Origin of the sequence: Mesorhizobium sp. M0991, assembly GCF_040318915.1 — a bacterium.
Taxonomy (GTDB): Bacteria; Pseudomonadota; Alphaproteobacteria; order Rhizobiales; family Rhizobiaceae; genus Mesorhizobium.
In genome coordinates this window covers 54315-75695 of the sequence record NZ_JAMYNE010000002.1, presented here as the reverse complement: position 1 = coordinate 75695, position 21381 = coordinate 54315, and the positions used below count along the sequence as shown (strand labels likewise).

Genomic DNA, 21381 nt, shown 5'->3' with positions numbered 1-21381 from the left:
AGATCTACCTCAACGCCGCTGCGATGTTGCCGCCGTCGACCGTCGTCACATCGGCGGTGGTCCGCTCGGCCAGCGCTTGATGCAGAAAGGCCTGGGCGACGTCTTCGGCCGTCACTTCCTGCCCGAGCAGGTTGCCGGACATGTACTCCTTCTCCGACACGCCGCGCGCGCCCGAGCGGCTGGCGATCATGGCTTCGGTCAACAGCCCCGAACGGATGCGGTCGGCGTTGACGGCATTGGAGCGGATGCCATTCGCGCCGTAGTCGAGCGCATATTGCCTGGACAAAAACAGCGTTGCCGCCTTGGGAATTCCATAAGCGCCGAACTTCGGCCCCGGATTGACCGCCTGCTTGGAGGTGTTGAACAACAGCACGCCGCCGGTGCCCTGTTCCAGCATGATGCGCACGGCATTCTGCGCCGCCGACTGGTGGGCGAAGAAATTGAGTTCGAAGCTCTTGCGCAAGGTTGCGTCGTCGAGCTCGCCGATCCGGCCCTCCCAGGCAGCACCGGCATTGGAGACGAGAATGTCGAGGCCGCCGTAGACGGCGACCGCTTTGTCGAACGCAGCGCGCATCTGCGCCGGATCGGTGATGTCGGCGCCAATGCCGATCGAACCGTTGCCAGCTTTTTTTGCCGCCTCGGCAGCCCTTGACGCATCGAGATCGACGACGACGGTATGGGCACCGTTGTCGGCGAATAGCTTTGCCGTGGCCGCACCGATCGCGCCGGCGCCGCCAGTGACCAGCACCACCTGGCCGGTCAGCGGCTTCGGCTTGTTGGCGGCGAGCTTGGCCTGTTCCAGCGACCAGTATTCGAGCGGGAACAGGTCGGCTTTGGAGAGCGGGCGGAAATCGCCGACGGCTTCGGCGCCGCGCACTGCCTCGATCCACATTTCGCCGACGTCGGAGGCGATCTTCGCGTCCTTGAGCGTGCGGCCGTGGCCGAACATGCCAAGGCCGGGCACCAGCGTCAGCCGCGGCATCGGGTCGAGCATGGTGCGCTTCACATCGTCGAGCGCATCATTGGTCTCGAAATAGGCGCGATAGTCCTTGGCGAATTTCTCGACATGCTCGCGGATGACGGATTTGTAGTCGCCGACCTTGTCAGCGTCGGGCGCCGGCAGTGCCATCGGTCCGGTCTTGATGCGGATCGACAGGTCGGGTGTCGAGACGCCGCGCCCGGCATAGTCGGCAATTTTTGCCGAATTGATGAAGTCGACGATCGCATCCGAGGTCCGGAAATCGCTGATCATCCGGTCGAAGCGGCCTTCGCCGCGCGCCACCGCCGCCGCGCCGCGCAGCATCGGCGCAATCTCCGCGGGCTTCGCAAGCCTGGCCGGCAGGGCCACTTTTTCGGTGCGCGGCTTGCCGTGGCTGGCGATGAAATCCTCGGCGACGTTCACGTAATGGATCATCCGGTCATAGGCCTGCTTGGCATCGTCGCCGAAGGTGAAAATGCCATGCTTGTCGAGGATCAGGCCTTCGACCGTCGGATCGGCGTCGAAAACATCAGCGGACGCCTTCGCCAGATCGAAGCCCGGCATGATGTAGGGCACAAAGCCCATCTTTTCGCCGAACACCTTCCGGCTCAGCGCCTCGCTGTCCTCCTGGTCGACGATGGCGAGGATTGCGGTCGAATGCGTGTGGTCGACGAATTTGTGCGGCAGGAAGGCGTGCAGCAGCGTCTCGACGGAGGGATTGGGCGAGGACGGATCGATGAGGTTCGCCCGCTGCAGCGCGACCATGTCCTCATCGGAGAGCTTCTTCAGCGACCGCGCCTTCAACAGCGCGCCGAGCTTGACCGCCGGCAGGCCCTGCGGCTCGATGACGCCCATGTCCCAGCCGCTGCCCTTGACGCAGAGCACGTCCCATTCGTCGCCGACAAGATCGCTGGCCCTGGTCTTGCACGAGGTGTTGCCGCCGCCATGCAGGACGAGCCGCGGCTCGCCGCCCAGCAGCCTGGTCGTGTAGACGCGCAGCGCCAGATCGCGGGCCACACCCTTCTTTGCATAGTCGGCGACCAGCTTCTCCGCCTCGTCGTCATTCCACAGGTTCTTCATGTCAGCTTCGTCCGATTTCTCTTTGTTGTGAACAGGAATGCCGCGACAAATTGATGACAACGCGCCGGCGGCTGGAAATGTACTGTCTAGGCGACCTTTTCTGCTGCCGCTCCGGCATGGTCGAGCAGCCGTCGCGCCATCCGTGCGTCGACGACGAGATGAGTGCATAGCCCGCCGGCGATCGCCGCGACGAGCGGTTCGAACTTGCTCTCCTCCTGCACCACCACAAGGCGCTTTTCGATGCTGCGCAACGATGACAGCTCTGCCGAAATCAGCCGGCGGTTGTAGCTGCAGTCGAGCGCCTGGCCTTGGGCGTCGATGATCTGCCCGGCAATGACGCCGGCCGCACCCGCTTTGCGCAATACAGCCATTTCGCTTGGCGTCAGCGCGCCGCATTTGACCAGATGGCTGTCGGTGTCCACCGAGCCTACCGAATACAGCGCCAGGTCGCATTCGCCGATGCCCGACAACTGCTCGCGGATCACCGGCTCGGCGCGCAGGCCGCGTGCCAGTTCTTCCGTCGTCAGCACCAGCGGCGCGTAAAAATTCAGCCCCTTGGCATTGAGCCGGCGTGCGATTTCCATCGTACATTGGTCCGGCCGGTACGAATAGGGGGCGCCCAGATTGCCGCAGAGCTGCACCACGGTGACGTCCTGCAGATCGGCATAGGACATGATGTCGGCGATGGTGTAGATCGTCCGTCCCCAGGCGACGCCGATGCGGTCGCCCTTCCTGATCAGCTCGAGAAAGACGCTTGCCGCCAGCACCGCGATATCGGTCGAGGGGTCGGCGACATAGCCGTTTTCCGGCGCGATCCAGACCGCGTCGAGCCTCAGCGCGTCTTCCAGCTTGCGTGCCAGCACGTCGTCGGTGAAAAGCTGGGTCGAGGTCGAGATGTTGACGATGCCGGTCTCGCGCGCCTTGCGCAGATACATCGCCACCGAGGCACGGGAAATCTTGAGCTGGCTGGCCACCTGGTCCTGGCGCAGGCCGTGTGCGTAGTAAAGCCAGGCGGCCTTGTGGATAAGCTGTTCTGCCGGTCGGATCGCCATGCCATCTCCTCGCTGACATTATTCACGGCTCTCGACAAAAGTCAAATTAAGAGAGGAGGCATGATATGGCATTGGAGCATTGCCGATGTCAGTAATTGCACATTTATTGTTATTGCGGTACCATTTGATCAGACAGGAGATCCGAGAATGAATGTATCATTGGGAGAGCGATGGGAAACCTTCGTGTCCAATATTGTCAAACGCGGCCGCTACGGCTCTGCCAGCGAAGTCGTGCGTGAGGGCCTGCGCCTGGTCGAAGAGCGCGAGGAAAAGTTGAAGGCGCTGCGTGCCATGGTGGACAAGTCGTTTGCCGAAGGCGGCGAAGCCTCGGAGCAAGATATTGACGCGGCCTTGGAAGCCAAGGCCAAGCAGCTCGCAAAGGAAGGTTTTTAGGAGTGCCGCGGCTGCGCATGCTGCCGTCGGTACAGACAGATTTGGTCGATATCCTTGAATACATCACCGGCCAAAGCGGCAGCCTATTGATCGGCCGGCGCTTTGTGGATGCGTTGCGTCAGAAATGCCGCGATCTGGCGAGCTTGCCTGCGACGATCGGTCGTGCTCGTCCCGAACTCCGGCCTGACGTCCGAAGTTTCGCTTTCAGGGGGTACGTGATTTTCTTCCGTTACTATGGCGATTTCTTCGAGGTGGCGAACATTGTGGAAGGACATCGGGACATCGATGCTTTGTGGCCAGAGGGTGAAGGCGAGTAGGGGCGCCCAGGTGGATAGGCGAAGCCGCATACCGTTGAGGTGGCTTCGATGAGATATTCACCAACGGCGGGCACTTGCATCGCGAAAAGACGGTCGCAACAGACCGGCGATGCACAAATCCTACACCGTGTTCAAAGCCTGGTGGTAAGAAGGCCTAATAACACATTGCGGAGGACGGGATGGGCAATCCTTACGAACAGGACCTCGACAGGAACCCGGCCAACCACCAGCCGCTGACGCCGCTGACCTATTTCGAGCGGGCGGCAAAAACCTTTCCCGACCAGACCGCCATTATCCATGGCCGCCAGCGCACGACCTATCGCGATTTCTGGAAGCGCTCGCTGAGGCTTGCCTCGGCGCTGGCGAAGCGCGGTATCGGCAAGGGCGACACCGTCACCGTTATGCTGTCCAACACACCGCCGATGCTGGAAGCGCATTTCGGCGTGCCGATGACCAGGGCGGTGCTGCATTCGCTCAACACCCGCCTCGACGCTGCGGTCATTGCCTTCCAGCTCGACCACGCCGAAAGCAAGGTGCTGATCGTCGACCGCGAATTCGCCGGCGTGGTTCGGCAAGCGCTGGCGCTGGCCAAGGTCAAGCCGCTGCTGATCGATTACGACGATCCCGACTATGCCGCCGATGCGCCCTATCCCAAGGGGGAACGGATCGGCACGCTGGACTATGAGGCGTTTGTCGCCGACGGCGACGAGGATTTCGCCTGGTCGATGCCGGACGATGAATGGGATGCTATCTCGCTCAACTACACCTCTGGCACGACAGGCAATCCGAAGGGCGTCGTCTGTCACCATCGCGGTGCGGCACTCATGGCCTATGCCAACACCATCCATGCCGGAATGGGCAAGCACCCGGTTTATCTGTGGACGTTGCCGATGTTCCACTGCAACGGCTGGTGCTTTCCCTGGACGCTTGCCGTGCAGGCCGGCACGCATGTCTGCCTGCGCTGGGTGCGGCCGAAGCCGATCTACGACGCCATAGCCGATCACGGCGTCACCCATCTGTGCGGTGCACCGATCGTCATGTCGGTGCTGATCAACGCCAGGGACGAGGACAAGCGGCAGTTCCCGCAGACCGTCAGCTTCAACACCGCCGCAGCGCCGCCGCCTGAGGCGGTGCTGTCGGGCATGGCCGATGCGGGCTTTGCCGTCACGCATCTCTACGGCCTGACCGAAACCTATGGCCCGGCCGTCGTCAACGAATGGCACGGCGAGTGGGACCGGCTGGAGAAGGGGGCGAGGGCGGCGAAGAAGGCCAGGCAAGGCGTACGCTACGCCGCGCTCGAAGGCCTGATGGTGATGGACCCGCAGACGATGCAAGAGACGCCGGCCGACGGCGAGACTATCGGCGAGGTAATGTTCCGCGGCAACATCGTCATGAAAGGCTATCTCAAGAACCGCAAGGCGAGCGACGAGGCCTTTGCCGGCGGCTGGTTCCATTCGGGCGACCTCGGCGTCATGCATCCTGACGGCTACATCCAGCTCAAGGACCGTTCCAAGGACATCATCATCTCCGGCGGCGAAAACATCTCCTCGATCGAGGTCGAGGAGGCACTGTACAAACATCCCGCCGTCGGCTCCTGCGGCGTTGTCGCCCGATCCGACGACAAATGGGGCGAGGTGCCGGTCGCCTATGTCGAGCTGAAGCCGGGCAAGGCGGCGACCGAGGCCGAAATCATCGAGCACTGCCGCGCGCTGCTCGCCCGCTTCAAGGTGCCGAAAGCGGTGATCTTCGCGGAAATCCCGAAGACTTCGACGGGCAAGATCCAGAAGTTCCGGCTGCGGGAGATGACGAAGCAGCCTTAACGCCTGATCTGAAAACATCAATTCAAAATCCTTTGCGTCGAACAGACGGGGCGGCGTTGCAGGCGCGCCCGGCGGGACCCACATGCTTTTCATGGTCCAACTCCGTCCAGAGATGTCACCATCTGTCATCAGCGGCCAAAATCGGCCTTGACAGGTGATGGTTTTCAATTTACGAGTGACGAAATTCTAAATTCGTCAGTCGTAAATTTGGCAAACAAGATGCTGGAAACTCTAGACACCACCGCCGATTCCGCCCGCCAGGAAAATGTCACACGCATCCTGGATTGCGCGGAGCGATTGTTCCGCCACTACGGCTACGGCAAGACCAACGTCGCCGACATAGCGCGCGAACTCGGCATGTCGACCGCCAATATCTACCGCTTCTTCGCCTCCAAGGTGGAAATCCACCAGGCGGTTTGCGGCCGTATGCTCGAGACCTGCTACCGGTTGACCTACGAAGCCTGCCATAGTCCCGGCACCGCCAGCGAAAAGCTCCGCCGCTACGTGCATACGCACTATCAGTGGACGCTCGAGACCATGATCGACCAGGAGAAGGTGCACGAGATGGTCATCGTCGCCATCGAGCGCGACTGGCATGTCATCGAAAAGCACATCGACAGCATCCACGAACTGGTTGCGGAAGTGATCCGCGAGGGCATCGCCACCGGCGAGTTCGTCGATCAGGATCCGGTGATCGCGTCCCGGTGTTTCGGTGCTGCTATTATCAGCCTCTGTCATCCGCAGATGATGGCCCAGTGCCTCGCCAAGAAGAACCGGGCGACACCGGACGAGCTTACCGAGTTTGCCATCAGAGCCTTGAAGAAATGACCGTTGCCGCCCGTCGGGCGGTGATGTCGGCAATTCATCCCCACAGTTCGGGAGTACGAAAAGTGTCTTTGTCCAAGTCCATCACCTACAGGCGACCGGCCGCCGGCCTGGCACTGATTATCGTTGCCGCTCTCGGCCTCGCCGGCTGCTCGCAGGAGAAAGCCGAGGTCACCGAGATCATCCGCCCGGTCAAGGTGGTCGAGATCGCTAAGGCGAGCGATACCCGTCAGCTCTCCTATTCCGGATCGGTGCGTGCTCGGACCGAGATGAATCTCGGTTTTCGCATCAACGGCAAGATCACCGAGCGCCTTGTCGACATCGGTGACCGCGTCAAGCCCGGCGACGTTCTCGCCCGCATCGATCCCACCGACTACGAGCTTTCGGTGAGAAGCGCTCAGGCCAGCCTCGATGCTGCCGACCGTCAGGTCGAGACAGTCGAGCTTACGCGCAAGCGCGCCGAACAGCTCTACGCCAAGAATTTCGCGCCGAAGTCGCAGCTCGAGCAGGCAACGCTCGCCTATAATCAGGCGGTCGCCACGCGAGACTCCGCCCGCTCACAGCTTGCCCAGGCACAGAACCAGGTCCGCTATACCGATCTCAAGGCGGACAAGAACGGCATCGTCACCGCCGTTGCCGCCGATGTCGGCCAGGTCGTCGGCTCCGGTACGCCGGTGGTGACCGTTGCCATCGACGGCGAGAAGGAAGTGCTGATCGCTGTTCCGGAAACCGATATCGCCGAATTCAAGCCGGGCAAGACCGTCAAGGCGGGCTTCTGGTCCGATGAGGCGCTGACGCTCGACGGCAAGGTCCGCGAAGTCGCCGGCAGCGCCGATCCGCAGTCGCGCACCTTTGCCGTCCGCGTCAGCCTGCCCAACGATCCGCGCGTGCTGCTAGGCATGACCGCCTCCATCGAAGCCGCGGCGGATAACCGGCAGCAGCTGGTGTCGATCCCGCTGGCCGCGTTGGCGCAAAAGGACAGCCAATCGATCGTCTGGACAGTCGACCGCAATGGCGGGACCGTCCATGCGCATCCGGTCAAGGTCGCCGCCTTCACCCCCGACGGCGTCAGCGTCGCCGATGGGCTGAAGCCGGGCGACGTGGTCGTCGCCGCCGGCACGCAGTTCATGACCGAGAATCTGAAAGTCAAGCTGACCGGTGATGCAGCGCAACAGTCGGCGTCGGCCGATGACGACGCCGCAAGGCGCTTGCGCTGACGGCCAGGCAATCCACAGTTTCCGGGCGGCAGGCGGCCCCCCGATTTTCGAGATCTCAGGTCGATGTAACCCCCACGTCGATCCTCGCGTCCCACCGCGATGTAGATCTCTCAACTCGGAAAGCCTCGCCGCCCGGAAGCCCACATCGGAAGTTCCTTGGGCATGCGAAAGCGCGTGCTCTGTTGATCAAATTGAAACGGACTGACGCCGATGACCACCGACACCAATGAAAAGCGATCTTTCAATCTTTCGCGCTGGGCAATCGGCCATCCGAGCATTGCCCGCTTCCTGTTCGGGCTGATCATCGTCGCCGGTGCGCTCGGCCTGATGCGCATGGGCCAGAAGGAAGACCCCGATTTCACCTTCCGCGTCATGGTCGTCCAGGCGATCTGGCCTGGCTCCTCGATCAAGGAGATGGAGGACCAGGTCGTCAACAAGATCGAGCGCAAGCTGCAGGAAACGCCGCATCTCGATTTCGTCCGCTCCTACACCCGCGCCGGCAGCGCCATCATCACATTGCAGGTCAAGGGCGACACCAATCCCGCGCAGGTCGCGGATGCGTTCTATCAGGTGCGCAAGAAGGTCGGCGATATCTCGAATGAACTGCCGCAGGGCTCGCTCGGGCCCTACTTCAACGACGAATTCGGCGACACATTCATCACCCTGCATTCGATCAGCGGCGACGGCTACAGCTATCCCGAGCTGAAGAAATTCGCCATCCAGGCACGCGACATGCTGCTGACGACGCCCGGCGTCGAGAAAGCCGTGATCATCGGCGACCAGCCGGAAAAGCTCTACATCGACGTTTCATCCAAGGTACTTGCCGAACGCGGCCTGACGTTGACCGACCTGCAGAATGCGATCAGGGGCCAAAACAATGTCGACCCGGCGGGCTCGGTCGACACCGGCCAGCGTTCCGTGCGCATCTCGGTCGAAGGCGACGTCACCAGGGCGGCCGACATCCGCGAGCTTCGCCTGCGCGCCGGCAACCAGGTGACGCGCCTCGGCGACATCGCCACGGTGACCTCCGGCCTCGAGGATCCCTATCAGCGCAAATACCGTATCAACGGTCACGACAGCGTCCAGCTTGGCGTCGTCATGGCAAAGGGCTTCAACGTCACCGACGTTGGCAAGGACGTCGAAGCGACCTACAAGCGCTTCGAGGAGGCGCTGCCCTATGGCGTCTCGGTCAATCAGATTTCCGATCAGCCGGGCGTCGTCAAGGATGCGGTGGCCGAGTTCATGGAAGCGCTCGGTGAAGCGCTGCTGATCGTGCTTGTCGTCTCGTTCCTGTCGATCGGCTGGCGTTCGGGCCTGGTGATCGCCATCGTCATTCCGCTGGTCCTGGCAGCCACCTTCGCCATCATGTACGAACTCGGCATCGACCTGCAGCGCATCTCGCTCGGCGCGCTGATCATCGCGCTTGGGCTCTTGGTCGACGACGCGATGATCGTCGTCGAAATGATGGAGCGAAAGCTCGAGGAAGGCTTGGTCAAGGTCGAGGCGGCGAGCTTCGCCTATTCCTCGACCGCTTTCCCGATGCTGACCGGCACGCTGATCACCACAGCCGGCTTCATCCCCGTCGGTTTCGCAGCCTCGACGGCCGGCGAATATGTGCGCACCCTGTTTTACGTCGTCGGCATCGCGCTGGTCGTGTCCTGGTTCGCTGCGGTCTATTTCACGCCATGGCTCGGCCACATGATCCTGAAGCAGCGCAAGCACGCCGGCAGCCATCACGATGTCTTCGACACGGGTTTTTACCGCCGTCTTCGCTCGACCGTGTCATGGGCGGTGCGCCATCGCATCATCGTCCTGGTGATGACGCTGATGACCTTTGCCACCAGCCTGTGGGCGTTCCAGTTCATCCCGCAGAATTTCTTCCCGCAATCGTCGCGTCCGGAAATCCTCGTCGATCTCTGGCTGCCGGAAGGCACCAGCATCAAGGAAGTCGAGACGCAGGCCAAGGCGCTCGAAGCCAGGATGATGGACGACAAGGACAAGCGCTTCATCGCCACCTATATCGGCGAAGGCGCGCCGCGCTTCTTCCTGCCGCTCGACCAGCAGCTTCGCAACCCGAACTTCGCCCAGCTTCTGGTCATGGCCAATGACGAACCGGCCCGCGAGCGGCTGATCGTCAAGCTGCGCACCGTCCTGGCCGAGGATTTCCCATCGATCCGCGCCAAGGTTGATCGCCTGTTCCTCGGTCCGCCGACTGGTTGGCCGGTGCAGATGCGCGTCATGGGTCCGGATCGCCAGGAAGTGCGCCGCATCGCCGACGAGGTGAAGGCGAAGTTCCAGGCAAATCCGTTGCTCGGCGCCATCCACGACGACTGGCTGGAGCCGGTGCCGGCGATGAAGCTGGTGATCGACCAGGATCGTGCCCGTGCGCTCGGCGTCACCTCGCAGCGCATCCGCCAGATGCTGCAGGCGACCATGTCGGGAGCGCCGCTCGATGATTTCCGCGACGGCGAGGAGACGGTTTCGATCGTCGCCCGCGAACCGGAGGCAAGCCGTCACCTGCTGTCGGCGGTCGATTCCGTCTATATCCCGACGGATTTCGGTGGCTCCGTGCCGCTGTCGCAGGTCGCCAAGATCGTTCCGGTGCTGGAGCAAGGCGTCGAATGGCGGCGCGACCGCTTGCCGACGATCAGCGTACGCGCCACGCTGCCGGACGGCGTGCAGCCGAACGATGTCGCCATGAAAATGTACAGCGACATGCAGGGCCTGCGCGCCAGCCTCGCACCCGGCTACAAGATCGAGATCCAGGGTGGCGCCGAGGATGCGGCCGAAAGCCAGGCCTCGATTGCAGCGAAAGCGCCGATCATGCTGGCCGTCATCGTCGTGTTGCTGATGATCCAGCTGCAGCATTTCGGCAAAGCCATGCTGGTGCTGGCGACCGGTCCGCTTGGCATCATCGGCGCGGCGGCGGCACTCTTGATCAGCGGCGCCCCGTTCGGCTTCGTCGCCATCCTCGGTGTCATCGCCCTGCTCGGCATCATCATGCGCAACTCGATCATCCTGGTCGATCAGATCGATCAGGACATCGCCGCCGGTGTGGAGCGCTCCGAGGCCATCATCGGCTCGGCGGTCCGCCGGTTCCGGCCGATCGTGCTGACGGCGTTGACTGCGGTGCTGGCGCTGATCCCGATCTCGCGCGGCGTCTTCTGGGGGCCGCTCGCCTACGCCATGATGGGCGGCATTCTCGTCGCCACGGTGCTGACCATCCTTGTCCTGCCGGCAGCCTACGCGCTGTTCTTCGGCAGGGAGCCCAAGAAGGTGGTGGAGCAGGCGGCCGAGACGGAAGAAAAGAACGAAAGGCCGCAACTGGCCCTGGCGGCCGAATAGAGCTGTTGGCAAATGTGACCTCCGGCGGTTTAATCCGCCCACCAGGCGTAGGCGCCGGAGGAGGACCGTCATGACCATAGCTCAGACAAAGGCACCGCTGCGGCTGCCGATCGACGGGCGCCATCGCCAGATGTTCATCGGCGGTGGCTGGGTCGATGCCCGCTCCGGCCGGACCATGGAGAGCCGCAATCCCGCCACCGGCGCGGTCATCGCCACGGTTCCCCGCGGCGACCGCCAGGACATCGACTTGGCGGTGACTGCTGCGCGCAAGGCGTTCGAGGGCCCGTGGAGCCGGTTCAAGCCTTATGAGCGGCAGGTGCTGCTGCTGAGGATCGCCGACCTCTTCGAAAAGCACTGGGAAGAGATCAGCCGCTCCGACACCACCGACATGGGCATGCCGATCGTGCGCACCCGCGCCAACCGCAACCGCGTCATCGGCATGCTGCGTTACTATGCCGGCATGGCGACGGCGCTGCACGGCGAGACCATCGAGAATTCGCTGTCCGGCGAAATCGTCTCCTTCACCCGCAAGGAGCCGGTCGGTGTCGTCGGCGCCATCATCCCGTGGAACGCACCGACGGCAGCGTCGATCTGGAAGATCGGCCCGGCGCTGGCGACCGGCTGTACTATCGTGCTGAAACCATCGGAAGAGGCGCCGCTGACGCCGCTTTTGATCGCCGACATCATGAACGAAGCCGGCGTCCCGCAAGGCGTCGTCAACATCGTCACCGGCACCGGCACCGAGGCGGGCGCGGCACTCGCCGAGCACATGGGTGTCGACAAGATCGTCTTCACCGGCTCGACGGCGACCGGCCAGTCGATCGTGCGGGCCTCGGCCGGCAACCTCAAGCGCGTCTCCTTGGAACTCGGCGGCAAGTCGCCGGTCATCGTCTGCGCCGATGCCGATCTCGACAAAGCGGTGCCGGTGGCGGCAATGTCGGTCTTCGCCAATTCCGGCCAGATCTGCATTGCCGGCTCGCGCCTGTTTGTCGAACGCGCCGTCCATGACGAGTTCGTCGAGCGACTGGCGGCATATGCCAAGGGTCTCAGGGTCGGCGACGGCATCGACCCCGCGACCGAGATCGGTCCGCTCGTCTCCGAAAAGCAGTTGCAACGGGTCACCGGTTACCTCGAGGCCGGCACTGCGGAAGGGGCGAAACTCGTCACCGGCGGCGAACGGCTTGTGGAAGGCGCGCTTGCCGCCGGCAATTTCGTCGCGCCGACGGTCTTTGCCGGTGTCTCGGACGACATGAAGATCGCCCGTGAGGAGATCTTCGGGCCGGTGATTTCAGCCTTGCCGTTCGATACGCTGGACGAGGCGGTCGAGCGGGCCAACAACACGCCTTACGGCTTGGCTGCAGGGGTCTTCACCCAAAATCTCGCCACCGCCCATCAGCTGTCGCGCAAGATCCGCTCCGGCTCGGTCTGGGTCAACACCTATCACGCCATCGATCCGGCCGTGCCCTTCGGCGGCTACAAGATGAGCGGCTACGGCCGCGAGGGCGGCGCCGAACACCTTGACGAATATCTTAACACCAAGGGCGTGTTCATCAAGATCGATTGAGCCCGCTAATGCATGTCGCGCAAAAGTGTGCAGCGGTTTTGCGATAACGACATGCATAAAAACAAGAATCTAAGGCGCGTCGCATGAGGCCGATCGAACGCGACGCGCTTTTAGCCCAGAAACGAAAAACCCGCCTCAGCGGCGGGTCTCGGGGCGAATCAGCACCATAGCGAAATTAATAGCATAGCTGCCGGCACAAAGCAAGAACAAAATGCAGGGACCGGGCGCATCGCGCGCCCGATCCCTCAAGGCAAGCCTCAGATGACGAACAGCCAGTTGGCGAGCAGCATCACCGCGACGCCAGCGACCAGCGTCAGATAGGGCAGCATCCCGGCCTTTCGCACTGCGAGGTCGGACGAGTTCATGCCGAGATCGGCCAGCATGTGGTCGGGGAACTTGCCCTTGTCCTGGATGTAATGCCGGAAGCAGAACACCGGGATGATCAAGGCTGCAGTGATCAGCCCGGCCCACAATGCCATCGGGTTCCAGACCTTGGCGCCGGCGCCCATGAAGACCGCGTTGACATAGGCAAAGATCGCGCCGAGGCCGAGCAGCCAGCTCGGCGCCTTCCATGGCCGCGCGATGTGGCCATTGTCGATGCGGTGGATCCAGCCGGCATTGAGGTTGAGGAAGTTGAAGATGATGTAGCCGCAATTCGACACCGCGAGGATGAAGAAGAAGCTCGTCGCGTCGGCCGAAGCGATGGCCAGCACAATCAGGTTGAAGATCAGGTCGGTCCACATCGCCCGCGTCGGCGCACCGTGCTCGTTGACGTGGCTGAGGTAGCGCGGCAGCCAGCCGTCGACCGAACCCTGGTAGAGCGTGCGCGAAGAGCCGGCCATCGCCGTCATGATGCAGAGCACCAGCGCCAGGATCATCAGCATGACCAGCAGGCTGTGGATCAGCTGGCCGCCGCCGACCATGCCGGCCAGCGCATCGGCAACGCCGGAGCCGTCGACGATCGGCGTCGCCAGCATGCCGTTCAAGCCGAGCACGCCCTGGAAGGTGAACGGCACCAGGATGAACAGCAGCATACAAAGCAGGCCGGAGTAGAAGATCGCCTTGAAGGTATCGGTGCCGGGGTTCTTGAATTCGGAGGTGTAGCAGACGGCGGTCTCGAAACCGTAGGTCGACCATGCCGCGATGAACATGCCGCCGAGCACCAGCGTCCAGCCGGCGATGTTCCATGCGCCGGGCTCCGGCGCATAGGCTGCCGCCAGCGGCACCAGCGGCGAGAAGTTTGCCCAGTTGATCTGGCCGGTGACGATCGGCACCACGCCGACGATGAGCATCGGGATGATGACCAGCAGGCCGATATATTTCTGCACATTGGCCGTGCCCAGGATGCCGCGATGCTGGATCGAGAAGATGATCAGCATCAGCACCGCGCCGATGAAGAAGGTGGCGTTGAAGGTGAAGGAAACCGGGCCAAGCGTGTGACCGTAGAGCGTCCAGTTGCGGATCGCCGGCGTCGCCGCCGCGGTGACCGCGGTGATGGCATCGGCGGCGCTGGTTCCGGCATGGGCTGCGATATAGGCGGCGACTTCCGGCGAAGTGTGGGTGAACAGCGGCACCGGCGCCAGTGCGTTGAGGATATAGGCGGCGGCGATCGAGCAGCCGAGCGACAGCACCGGCGACCAGGCGAACCAGTTGCACCACACAGAAAGCGGCGCGATGAATTTCGAATAGCGCAGCCAGGCGGTGGCGCCGTAGATCGAGGCGCCGCCGGACTTGTTCGGGAACAGGCCGGCGATTTCCGCATAGGTGAAGGACTGCAGGAAGCCCATGATCATGGATACTGTCCAGATCAGGAAGGCCAGCGTTCCGGTGGTGCCGGCAATGCCGCCGATCGAAAACAGGACAAGGGCCGGAACGCCGCTTGCGACCCAGAAGGCGCCGCGCCAATCGATGTTCCGGTGCAGCTGCCCTTCGGCAGGCGGCACCAAGGTGGTGACTATCGTGCTCATGTACGTGGATTCCCCATTTTTGATGTTCCCCATCGGCAACAGCCGCAATCTCGCGAGGCGTCATCGACGCTCACGTTGAACGGCCCAGGCGTTTTCCGCTCAGTAGTATTTTATTCTTAGCAGTGAAGATTGACCCAACGCGCTTTCACGTCAAGCGCTTTGTGACGCTGTGCACATTGCTGTGAAAGACAGGACAAGCAGCCGCATCGCCGAAAGGCCGGACTAAGCCTCCCGTGGGGGCGATCGATCAGGAGCGCGGCCTGGTCTTTTGCGGATCGTAATGGGCGAAGGCGACGACGCGCGCCGGCAGCCGCTTGCTGTGGCCGTCGAGCTTGCCGATCTCCACCTCGGTGCCGATCGCCGAATGCGCGACCTCGAGCCTGGCCAGCGCGATGGTCTTGTTCAGCACCGGCGAGCGCATGCCGGAGGTGACGATGCCGATCTGGGCGCGGCCGACATGCACGCAATCGCCATGGCCTACCGCGACATTGGCGTCGATGTCGAGGCCGACCAGCTTCCTCTGCGGGTTTTCCTTGCGCCGGATCAGCGCCTCGCGGCCGATGAAATCGTCGCTCTTGGTCTTCAGCGGCACGGTGAAGCCGATGCCGGCCTCGAACGGATCTGCCTGGTCGGAGAACTCGTAGCCGGCAAAGATCAGCCCGGCCTCGATGCGCACCATGTCGAGCGCCTGTAGCCCCATCGGCTTCAGGCCGTGCGGCTGGCCGGCCTGCCAGATCGCGTCGAACACCTTTTCGGCGTCGCGCGGATGGCACCAGATCTCGTAGCCGAGCTCGCCGGTGTAACCGGTGCGCGAAACCACGACGGGAATGCCGTTGCCGCCACCGATGCGGGCGACCGCGAAACGGAACCATTCAAGCTCGTCGATCGACGGCTGCAGCGGCGAGGTCCAGATGATCTGCCGCAGGATGTCACGGCTTTTCGGTCCCTGCACGGCGACGTTGTGCATCTGGTCGGTCGATGAGCGCACCAGCACGGTGAGGCCGAGTTTTTGCGCCGTCTCGCGCAGCCATTCGCCGGATAGATCGTCGCCGCCGACCCAGCGGAAATTATCCTTGCCGAGCCTGAGCAGCGTGCCGTCGTCGATCATGCCGCCATGCTCGTAGCACATAGCGGAGTAGACCACCTGACCGACGCCGAGTTTCTTGATGTCGCGGGTCAGCGTGTATTGCAGCAGCGCTTCCGAATCCGGGCCGGTGACCTCGAACTTGCGCAGCGGCGACAGGTCCATGATCACGGCGTCCTGCCGGCAGGCCCAGTATTCATCGATCGGGCCTTGCCTGGCGAAGGAATTGGCCAGCCAATAGCCCTTGTACTCGACGAAGTTGCGGGTGTGCTTGGCAAAGCTCGAATGAAAGGCGGTCTCGCGGGTCATTTTCGGTTCCGAATCGGGCGTCATGCGTCTGGCGATCGCTCGCGAGAATTTATGCTGGCCGGAATAGGTTCGCACATGGATGTCGGTCAGGTTCCAGCCATTGGCCGGCGTCGTGTCGTCGGGGCAGGCGGACGAGACGCAGACGATGTCGGTCAGCGCCCGCAGCAGCACATAGTCGCCCGGCCGCGACCACGGCTCGTCAGAAACCACGATGCCATGCGCGTCGATTGACGTGTTGAAGAAGAAGTTGATCGCCATCCAGCCGGCGCGGGGCGTGACGCCCTTATCGGCGAGCGCCCGGTTGAAATTCTCCGAGCAGTTGGGATGGCCGGGATAACCGATGTCGTCGTAATATTTGGCGGCGCAGGCGAGCGCGAATGCATCGTGGCGGCCGCAAGTGTCCTGGATAACCTCGACCAGCGGCTCCATGTCCTGGTCGTAGTATTTCGAATGCAGGCCGGGCATCGGATAGCTCGAGCCCATCAGTGTGCGGGTCGTGGTCACGTCGAGCGGATGATCGCGCCCCCTGTCCAGCTTGCGCGCCGAAAAGCACTGGAAGTCGGTGCATTGGCGCCCGTCGACATCGATGATCTGCAGATAGTCGCCCGCCTTGACGAAATAGGCTTCCGCCGTCGCCGAATGGACGCGCAGGTCTAGCACGGGATCGGCCAGCGGGTCGGCAAGTTGCGACTCCGCCGCCGGGCGGATGGTGGCGCGGCGGACGATGACGCTAAGCGGCGTCGCCGTATCGTGGCCGTCGACCAGCATCGGACCACCGGGCGCCGCAATCAGCATCGACCCATCGCGGGCGACGGTAAAAACTTGTTGGGTACCGGCAGGGGTGGTGCCGCCGAAAACGCGAACCGCCTTTGCCTGGTCGAGCTGCACCTGGCGCCGCTCGATCCCCCGGCGCAAGGAAGCGAGGCTGTCGTCGCCTTCGGCCAGCAGCGCCTTGATGCCGGCGGCATTGCTGTTCGATTTCTCGCCGAGAATGCCGGGATCGGTCGCGCCGCTGCTGTCCCATGCCAGCAGCTCGCAGGCCTGCCCGCCTTCCACATCGCGCACGGTGATCGTATCGCCGGCCTCGACCTCGATCAGCACCGCGCCATTGCCCTGAACCGGATAGCGCTCCATCCCGGCCGGCAGCGCGATCTGGCCTGGCCGCAGGATCAGGCTTGGCCGGGGCGGTCCGGCGGCGACGGCGGGGTAGGGCGACTGGCTCATCTCAACCCTGGTTTCGAGAAACAAGTTTGCCTGTGTGTGAAATTATTTTAGCGGGAAGAATAGGGCAGAAGAGCCGGAGTTGGCAAGTGAAGGTGGAGCAGCTCGGCCTTATCCTTCCGATTGTCGGCGCTGCCCCTCATTGCCCTGCCGGGCATTTCTCCCCGTATAGTGACGGCGAGAAAGATCCTGTCACCAACGATTTCGCCAATTATCGGCGTTGCAGGAAAGGCGCAGCCGTCGCGGCAGGCCCCCTTCTCCCCGTCACTATACGGGGAGAAGATGCCGGCAGGCAGATGAGGGGCGGCGCCGACGCAGACAGTTTACCCCAATTCCTCGGAATGCCCGATATCGACGCCATACTCCGCGGCGGCATCGAGCATCGTATGCCACAGGCTTTCGGCAAACGTCGCAAATACCAGAAGATTGAACACCGCCTGTCCGTCCGGCCGGTCATTGCCGCGCCAGAGATTGATGCTGGTGTGATCGACCGAGGTCGCGGCAGCGGTGCCGGCCGGGAACGCCGCCGGGTGCAGGTCTAGCGACGACAGTTTGGCCAGCATCGCGCGTGCCTTTTCTCCCGAAACGCTGATCAGCACGCGGGCATGCGACTGGTCGGACAGCGAGGCGGATTGCGCAAACGCCTGGCTCAGCGGTTCGCTCGCGTGCTTGCCGCCATTGGACAGGACGAGGAACTGATCCGGTCCCGACCAGATCAGCGTAGCGTCGGGAGCTCGGACCGCCTTGGGCGTTTCCGGGGCGGCCATGCCAAAACGCGCTTTGGCAGCCTTTGCCAGTTCGGCCCATTTGCCGCGCCGCGCCATCACCTGGATCAGGTCGAAATTGCGGATCTCGGTGAGCGATACGCTGGCCGCCGTGCGGCGCGCGCCATAGGCGCCGACGACAAGCGTTTTCTCCAGCGGACTGCGGGCAATCCAGGAAAACTCAGCCACGCTGGCGCCCTCCATCCGGATCGTAGAAAACCGGGCTGCACAGCTCGACATCGTAGTCTTCGCCGCGCAGTGGGTCATGCGCATGGACGATCTCGCCGATGCGCTCGCGCCCTCGTTCGACCAGGCCAAGCCCGATCCATTGGCCGAGCACCGGCGAGAAGCAGACCGAGGTGACATAGCCCTGGTCGTTATCGGGATCGGGTGTCTTGTCCTTCGGGATGATATGCGCGCCGGAGCGCAGGCGGCGTGTCTTGTCGACCGGCTTGATGCCGACCACGACCTGCCGGTCCGGCGCAATCAGCGCCTCGCGCCTCGCCATGACGCGGCCGATGAAGTCTTTCTTGGTCGACATCATCTTGCCGAGGCCGAGGTCGGCGGCGGTCGTCGTGCCGTTCAGCTCCGGGCCGGCGACGTGCCCCTTTTCGATGCGCATGACGCCGAGTGCCTCGGTGCCGTAGGGCGTCACGCCGAATGACTTGCCGGCCAGCATCAAATTGCGCACCAGCGCGTCGCCATAGCGGGTGGGGACCGAGATCTCGAACGCCATCTCGCCGGAGAACGAGATGCGGAACAGCCGCGCCTTGATGCCGCCGCGAAGCGCGACTTCCCGCGCCCCCATGAACGGAAAACCTTCATTCGACAGATCCTCGGCCGGATCGACGATTTCGCGAAGCAGGTCCCGCGTCTTCGGCCCTGCGATCGAGAATTGCGCCCACTGGTCGGAGACGGAGGTCAGCTGCACGTCGAATTCGGGGACCAGCACCTGCCGGCAGAATTCGAGATGCTGCATCACCAGCCCGGCCTTGGCGGTGGTGGTGGTCAGGAAATAGTGATCCTCGGCCAGCCGCGAGGTGGTGCCGTCGTCATAAACGATGCCGTCCTCGCGCAGCATCAGCCCGTAGCGGGCTTTGCCGACAGCAAGATTGGAGAAGGTGTTGATGTAGACACGGTCGAGGAAGGCGCCGGCATCCGGGCCGTGCACGTCGATCTTGCCGAGCGTCGAGACGTCGCAGAAGCCGACGCCGGAGCGCACCGCCCTGACCTCGCGCGTCACCGAGTCCAGCCAGTCCTTTTCGCCGGCGCGCGGATACCATTGCGCCCGCTTCCACAAGCCGGTGTCGACGAACACCGCGCCCTGTTCGGCTGCCCAGTGATGCGACGGCGTCAGTCGTGTCGCATGGAAGTTCTCGTCGCGATGATGGCCGGCGAAGGCGCCGATGGCGACCGGCACATAGGGCGGCCGGTAGATCGTCGTGCCGGTCTCGGGAATGGACTTGCCTGACACAGCTGCCATGATGGCGAGGCCGGCGACATTCGAGGTCTTCCCCTGGTCGGTCGCCATGCCGAGCGTCGTATAGCGCTTGAGATGCTCGACCGACTCGAAGCCTTCGCGCTGCGCCAGTTCGATGTCGGACGCTGTCACGTCATGCTGGTAATCGACGAAGGCTTTCCCTTTGCCGGCCACATGCCAGAGCGGCGTTAGCGAAAACGCCTCGCTGTCGGCGACCGGCGATGTGCCGGCATTGCCGCTGCGTCCAGCGTTCTGCGCTGCCGCAGCACCCGCGGCAAAGCCCTGGCGCAGGCACTCGGCAAGTCCGAAGGCGCCGTTGGCGGCGCCGGCGGCCACCATGCCCGGAGGCGGGCAATCGGGCACGAAAGCGGCGATATCGTCCTGCCATTTCGGCCGGCCGCGATGATAGGAGGTCAACCCGACCGCCGGATTCCAACCGCCGGAGACGGCAAGCCCGTCGGCCTCGACCTCGGCCCGTGCGCCGCCGGTGAGCGCCACCGCGATTTTCCGAACGCCGTCCTTGCCGCCCTCGACTCCGCTGACGGAACCGTTAAGCACGGCAAAGCCGCCCTTGGCGGAGAGCGCGCGATGCGCGGCGGACACGTCCGGGCGCGCATCGATGACCGCCGCGATTTGCAACCCGGCGGCAAGTGCGGTCTCGACGGTGCGCCAGCCGTCCTCATGGTTGGTGAACAGCGCGATCCGCTTTGCCGGCGTCGCCGCGTAACGCGCGACATAGGTCCGCATAGCCGAAGCCATCATCACGCCGGGCGTGTCGTTGCCGGCAAAGACGATCGGCCGCTCGATGGCGCCGGCGGCAACGACGCAGCGCTTGGCCACGATCCGCCACAGCCGCTGGCGCACCTGGTGCTCGGGCGGCGAGGGCAGGTGGTCGTTGACCCGCTCGATGGCGCCATAGGTGCCGCCATCATAGACGCCGAACAGTGTCGTGCGGTTCATGATGCGGACATCGGGGAGCGCTGCGAGTTCCCCCAGCGTGCGTGAAATCCATTCGGCTGCCGGCTCGCCGTCGATCATGCCGCCGTCGGCGAGCAGGCGACCGCCAAACGCAAAATCTTCCTCGCACAAGATGACACGGGCGCCGCTGCGCCCGGCCGCCAATGCCGCCGCGAGCCCGGCGGGGCCGGAACCGGCGATCAGCACGTCGCAATGCGCCCACGCCTTGTCGTAATGGTCGGGATCAGCAACGCCAGCAGCGCGTCCGAGGCCGGCGGCGCGGCGGATCGCCGGCTCGTAGACCGCTTCCCAGAATTTCGCCGGCCACATGAAGGTCTTGTAGTAGAAGCCGGCGACGAAGATCGGCGCAAACAGCTGGTTGACCGCCATCAGATCGTGGCGCAGCGATGGCCAGCGGTTTTGGCTCGCGGCTTCGAGCCCGTCATAAAGCTCGGCCGTGGTCGCCTTGGTGTTCGGCTCGCGCCGCGCTCCCGTGCGCAACTCAACCAGTGCGTTGGGCTCTTCGGATCCAGCGGTCAGGATGCCGCGCGGCCGATGGTATTTGAACGAGCGGCCGACCAGCTTGATGCCATTGGCGATCAGCGCCGAGGCGAGCGTGTCGCCTTGGAAGCCGGCAAAGCTCTTGCCGTCGAAGCGGAAGCCCAGCGGCGCGGCGCGATCGATGAGACCGCCGCTCGCCAGCCGGTGTGTCTGCGCGGGGCCAACCATCAGGCCCCAACCTCGGCGGCACCAACGCCTGCAGCCGGTTCGACCGCCGAAATCTCGTGCGTCAGCGTGTTGCGGGCGACCTTCAGCCAGGCCCGGCAGCCGCCGCCATGATACCAGAATTCGCTCATCGGCCCGGCGACATTGTCGCGCAGATAGACGTAGTCGAAGACCTCGTCTTCGGAGGCCTCGGCTGCCGGGCGCGCCGGCTTGCCGTCGCCGAGATAGGTGAACTCGCCGAGTTCGCGTTCGCCGCAGAAGGGACAGACAATACGCATGCT

General features: G+C 63.5%; 14 protein-coding genes. 7 read left to right on the top strand and 7 right to left on the bottom strand.

Going from position 1 to position 21381, the window contains the following annotated elements; genetic code table 11:
- Window positions 1-4 precede the first annotated feature (4 nt).
- On the bottom strand, window positions 5-2059 hold the full coding sequence (locus tag NKH70_RS04160) for a bifunctional aldolase/short-chain dehydrogenase (RefSeq protein ID WP_353024832.1): 2055 nt from the start codon (window positions 2057-2059) through the stop codon (window positions 5-7).
- 86 nt (window positions 2060-2145) lie between these two features.
- Entirely contained in the window at window positions 2146-3111 is a 966-nt protein-coding gene (locus NKH70_RS04155; protein ID WP_352717887.1) for a sugar-binding transcriptional regulator, read from the bottom strand.
- Window positions 3112-3258: 147 nt separating this feature from the next.
- Here NKH70_RS04155 and NKH70_RS35770 point away from each other — a divergent pair, with 147 nt between their 5' ends.
- From NKH70_RS35770 to NKH70_RS04120, 7 genes are all read left to right on the top strand, one after another.
- The gene (locus NKH70_RS35770) at window positions 3259-3504 is read left to right on the top strand and encodes a type II toxin-antitoxin system ParD family antitoxin (RefSeq protein WP_352977862.1); all 246 of its coding nucleotides are present in this window, start codon (window positions 3259-3261) and stop codon (window positions 3502-3504) included.
- Window positions 3505-3506: 2 nt separating this feature from the next.
- Complete coding sequence (locus tag NKH70_RS04145; protein WP_352717889.1) at window positions 3507-3821, top strand: type II toxin-antitoxin system RelE/ParE family toxin; 315 nt, start codon at window positions 3507-3509, stop codon at window positions 3819-3821.
- Window positions 3822-4000: 179 nt separating this feature from the next.
- A complete protein-coding gene (locus NKH70_RS04140; protein ID WP_352717890.1) occupies window positions 4001-5641 on the top strand; it encodes an acyl-CoA synthetase in 1641 nt (546 codons plus the stop codon).
- A 219-nt stretch (window positions 5642-5860) separates the two neighbouring features.
- Window positions 5861-6469, top strand: coding sequence for a TetR/AcrR family transcriptional regulator (locus NKH70_RS04135; RefSeq protein ID WP_352466058.1), 609 nt, complete (start codon window positions 5861-5863; stop codon window positions 6467-6469).
- A gap of 62 nt (window positions 6470-6531) precedes the next feature.
- Window positions 6532-7683, top strand: coding sequence for an efflux RND transporter periplasmic adaptor subunit (locus tag NKH70_RS04130; RefSeq protein ID WP_352466059.1), 1152 nt, complete (start codon window positions 6532-6534; stop codon window positions 7681-7683).
- A 210-nt stretch (window positions 7684-7893) separates the two neighbouring features.
- Window positions 7894-11028, top strand: coding sequence for an efflux RND transporter permease subunit (locus tag NKH70_RS04125; protein ID WP_352915726.1), 3135 nt, complete (start codon window positions 7894-7896; stop codon window positions 11026-11028).
- Between the two features lie 70 nt (window positions 11029-11098).
- Complete coding sequence (locus tag NKH70_RS04120) at window positions 11099-12592, top strand: aldehyde dehydrogenase family protein (protein WP_352717894.1); 1494 nt, start codon at window positions 11099-11101, stop codon at window positions 12590-12592.
- A gap of 257 nt (window positions 12593-12849) precedes the next feature.
- On the opposite strand, the gene NKH70_RS04115 is transcribed toward NKH70_RS04120, so the two are convergent.
- The 5 genes from NKH70_RS04115 to NKH70_RS04095 all read right to left on the bottom strand — a co-directional run bounded on the left by NKH70_RS04115 (window position 12850) and on the right by NKH70_RS04095 (window position 21378).
- The gene (locus NKH70_RS04115; RefSeq protein WP_352717896.1) at window positions 12850-14559 is read right to left on the bottom strand and encodes a trimethylamine N-oxide permease; all 1710 of its coding nucleotides are present in this window, start codon (window positions 14557-14559) and stop codon (window positions 12850-12852) included.
- 247 nt (window positions 14560-14806) lie between these two features.
- A complete protein-coding gene (locus NKH70_RS04110) occupies window positions 14807-17176 on the bottom strand; it encodes a trimethylamine N-oxide demethylase (RefSeq protein WP_352717898.1) in 2370 nt (789 codons plus the stop codon).
- A gap of 320 nt (window positions 17177-17496) precedes the next feature.
- Window positions 17497-18126: a sarcosine oxidase subunit gamma gene (locus NKH70_RS04105; RefSeq protein ID WP_352717899.1), complete on the bottom strand. Its 630-nt coding sequence runs from the start codon at window positions 18124-18126 to the stop codon at window positions 17497-17499.
- Window positions 18119-21103: a sarcosine oxidase subunit alpha gene (locus tag NKH70_RS04100; protein ID WP_353024831.1), complete on the bottom strand. Its 2985-nt coding sequence runs from the start codon at window positions 21101-21103 to the stop codon at window positions 18119-18121. The genes NKH70_RS04105 and NKH70_RS04100 overlap by 8 nt, the downstream gene beginning before the upstream one ends.
- The gene (locus NKH70_RS04095; RefSeq protein ID WP_352717903.1) at window positions 21103-21378 is read right to left on the bottom strand and encodes a sarcosine oxidase subunit delta; all 276 of its coding nucleotides are present in this window, start codon (window positions 21376-21378) and stop codon (window positions 21103-21105) included. The genes NKH70_RS04100 and NKH70_RS04095 overlap by 1 nt, the downstream gene beginning before the upstream one ends.
- Window positions 21379-21381: the final 3 nt, after the last annotated feature.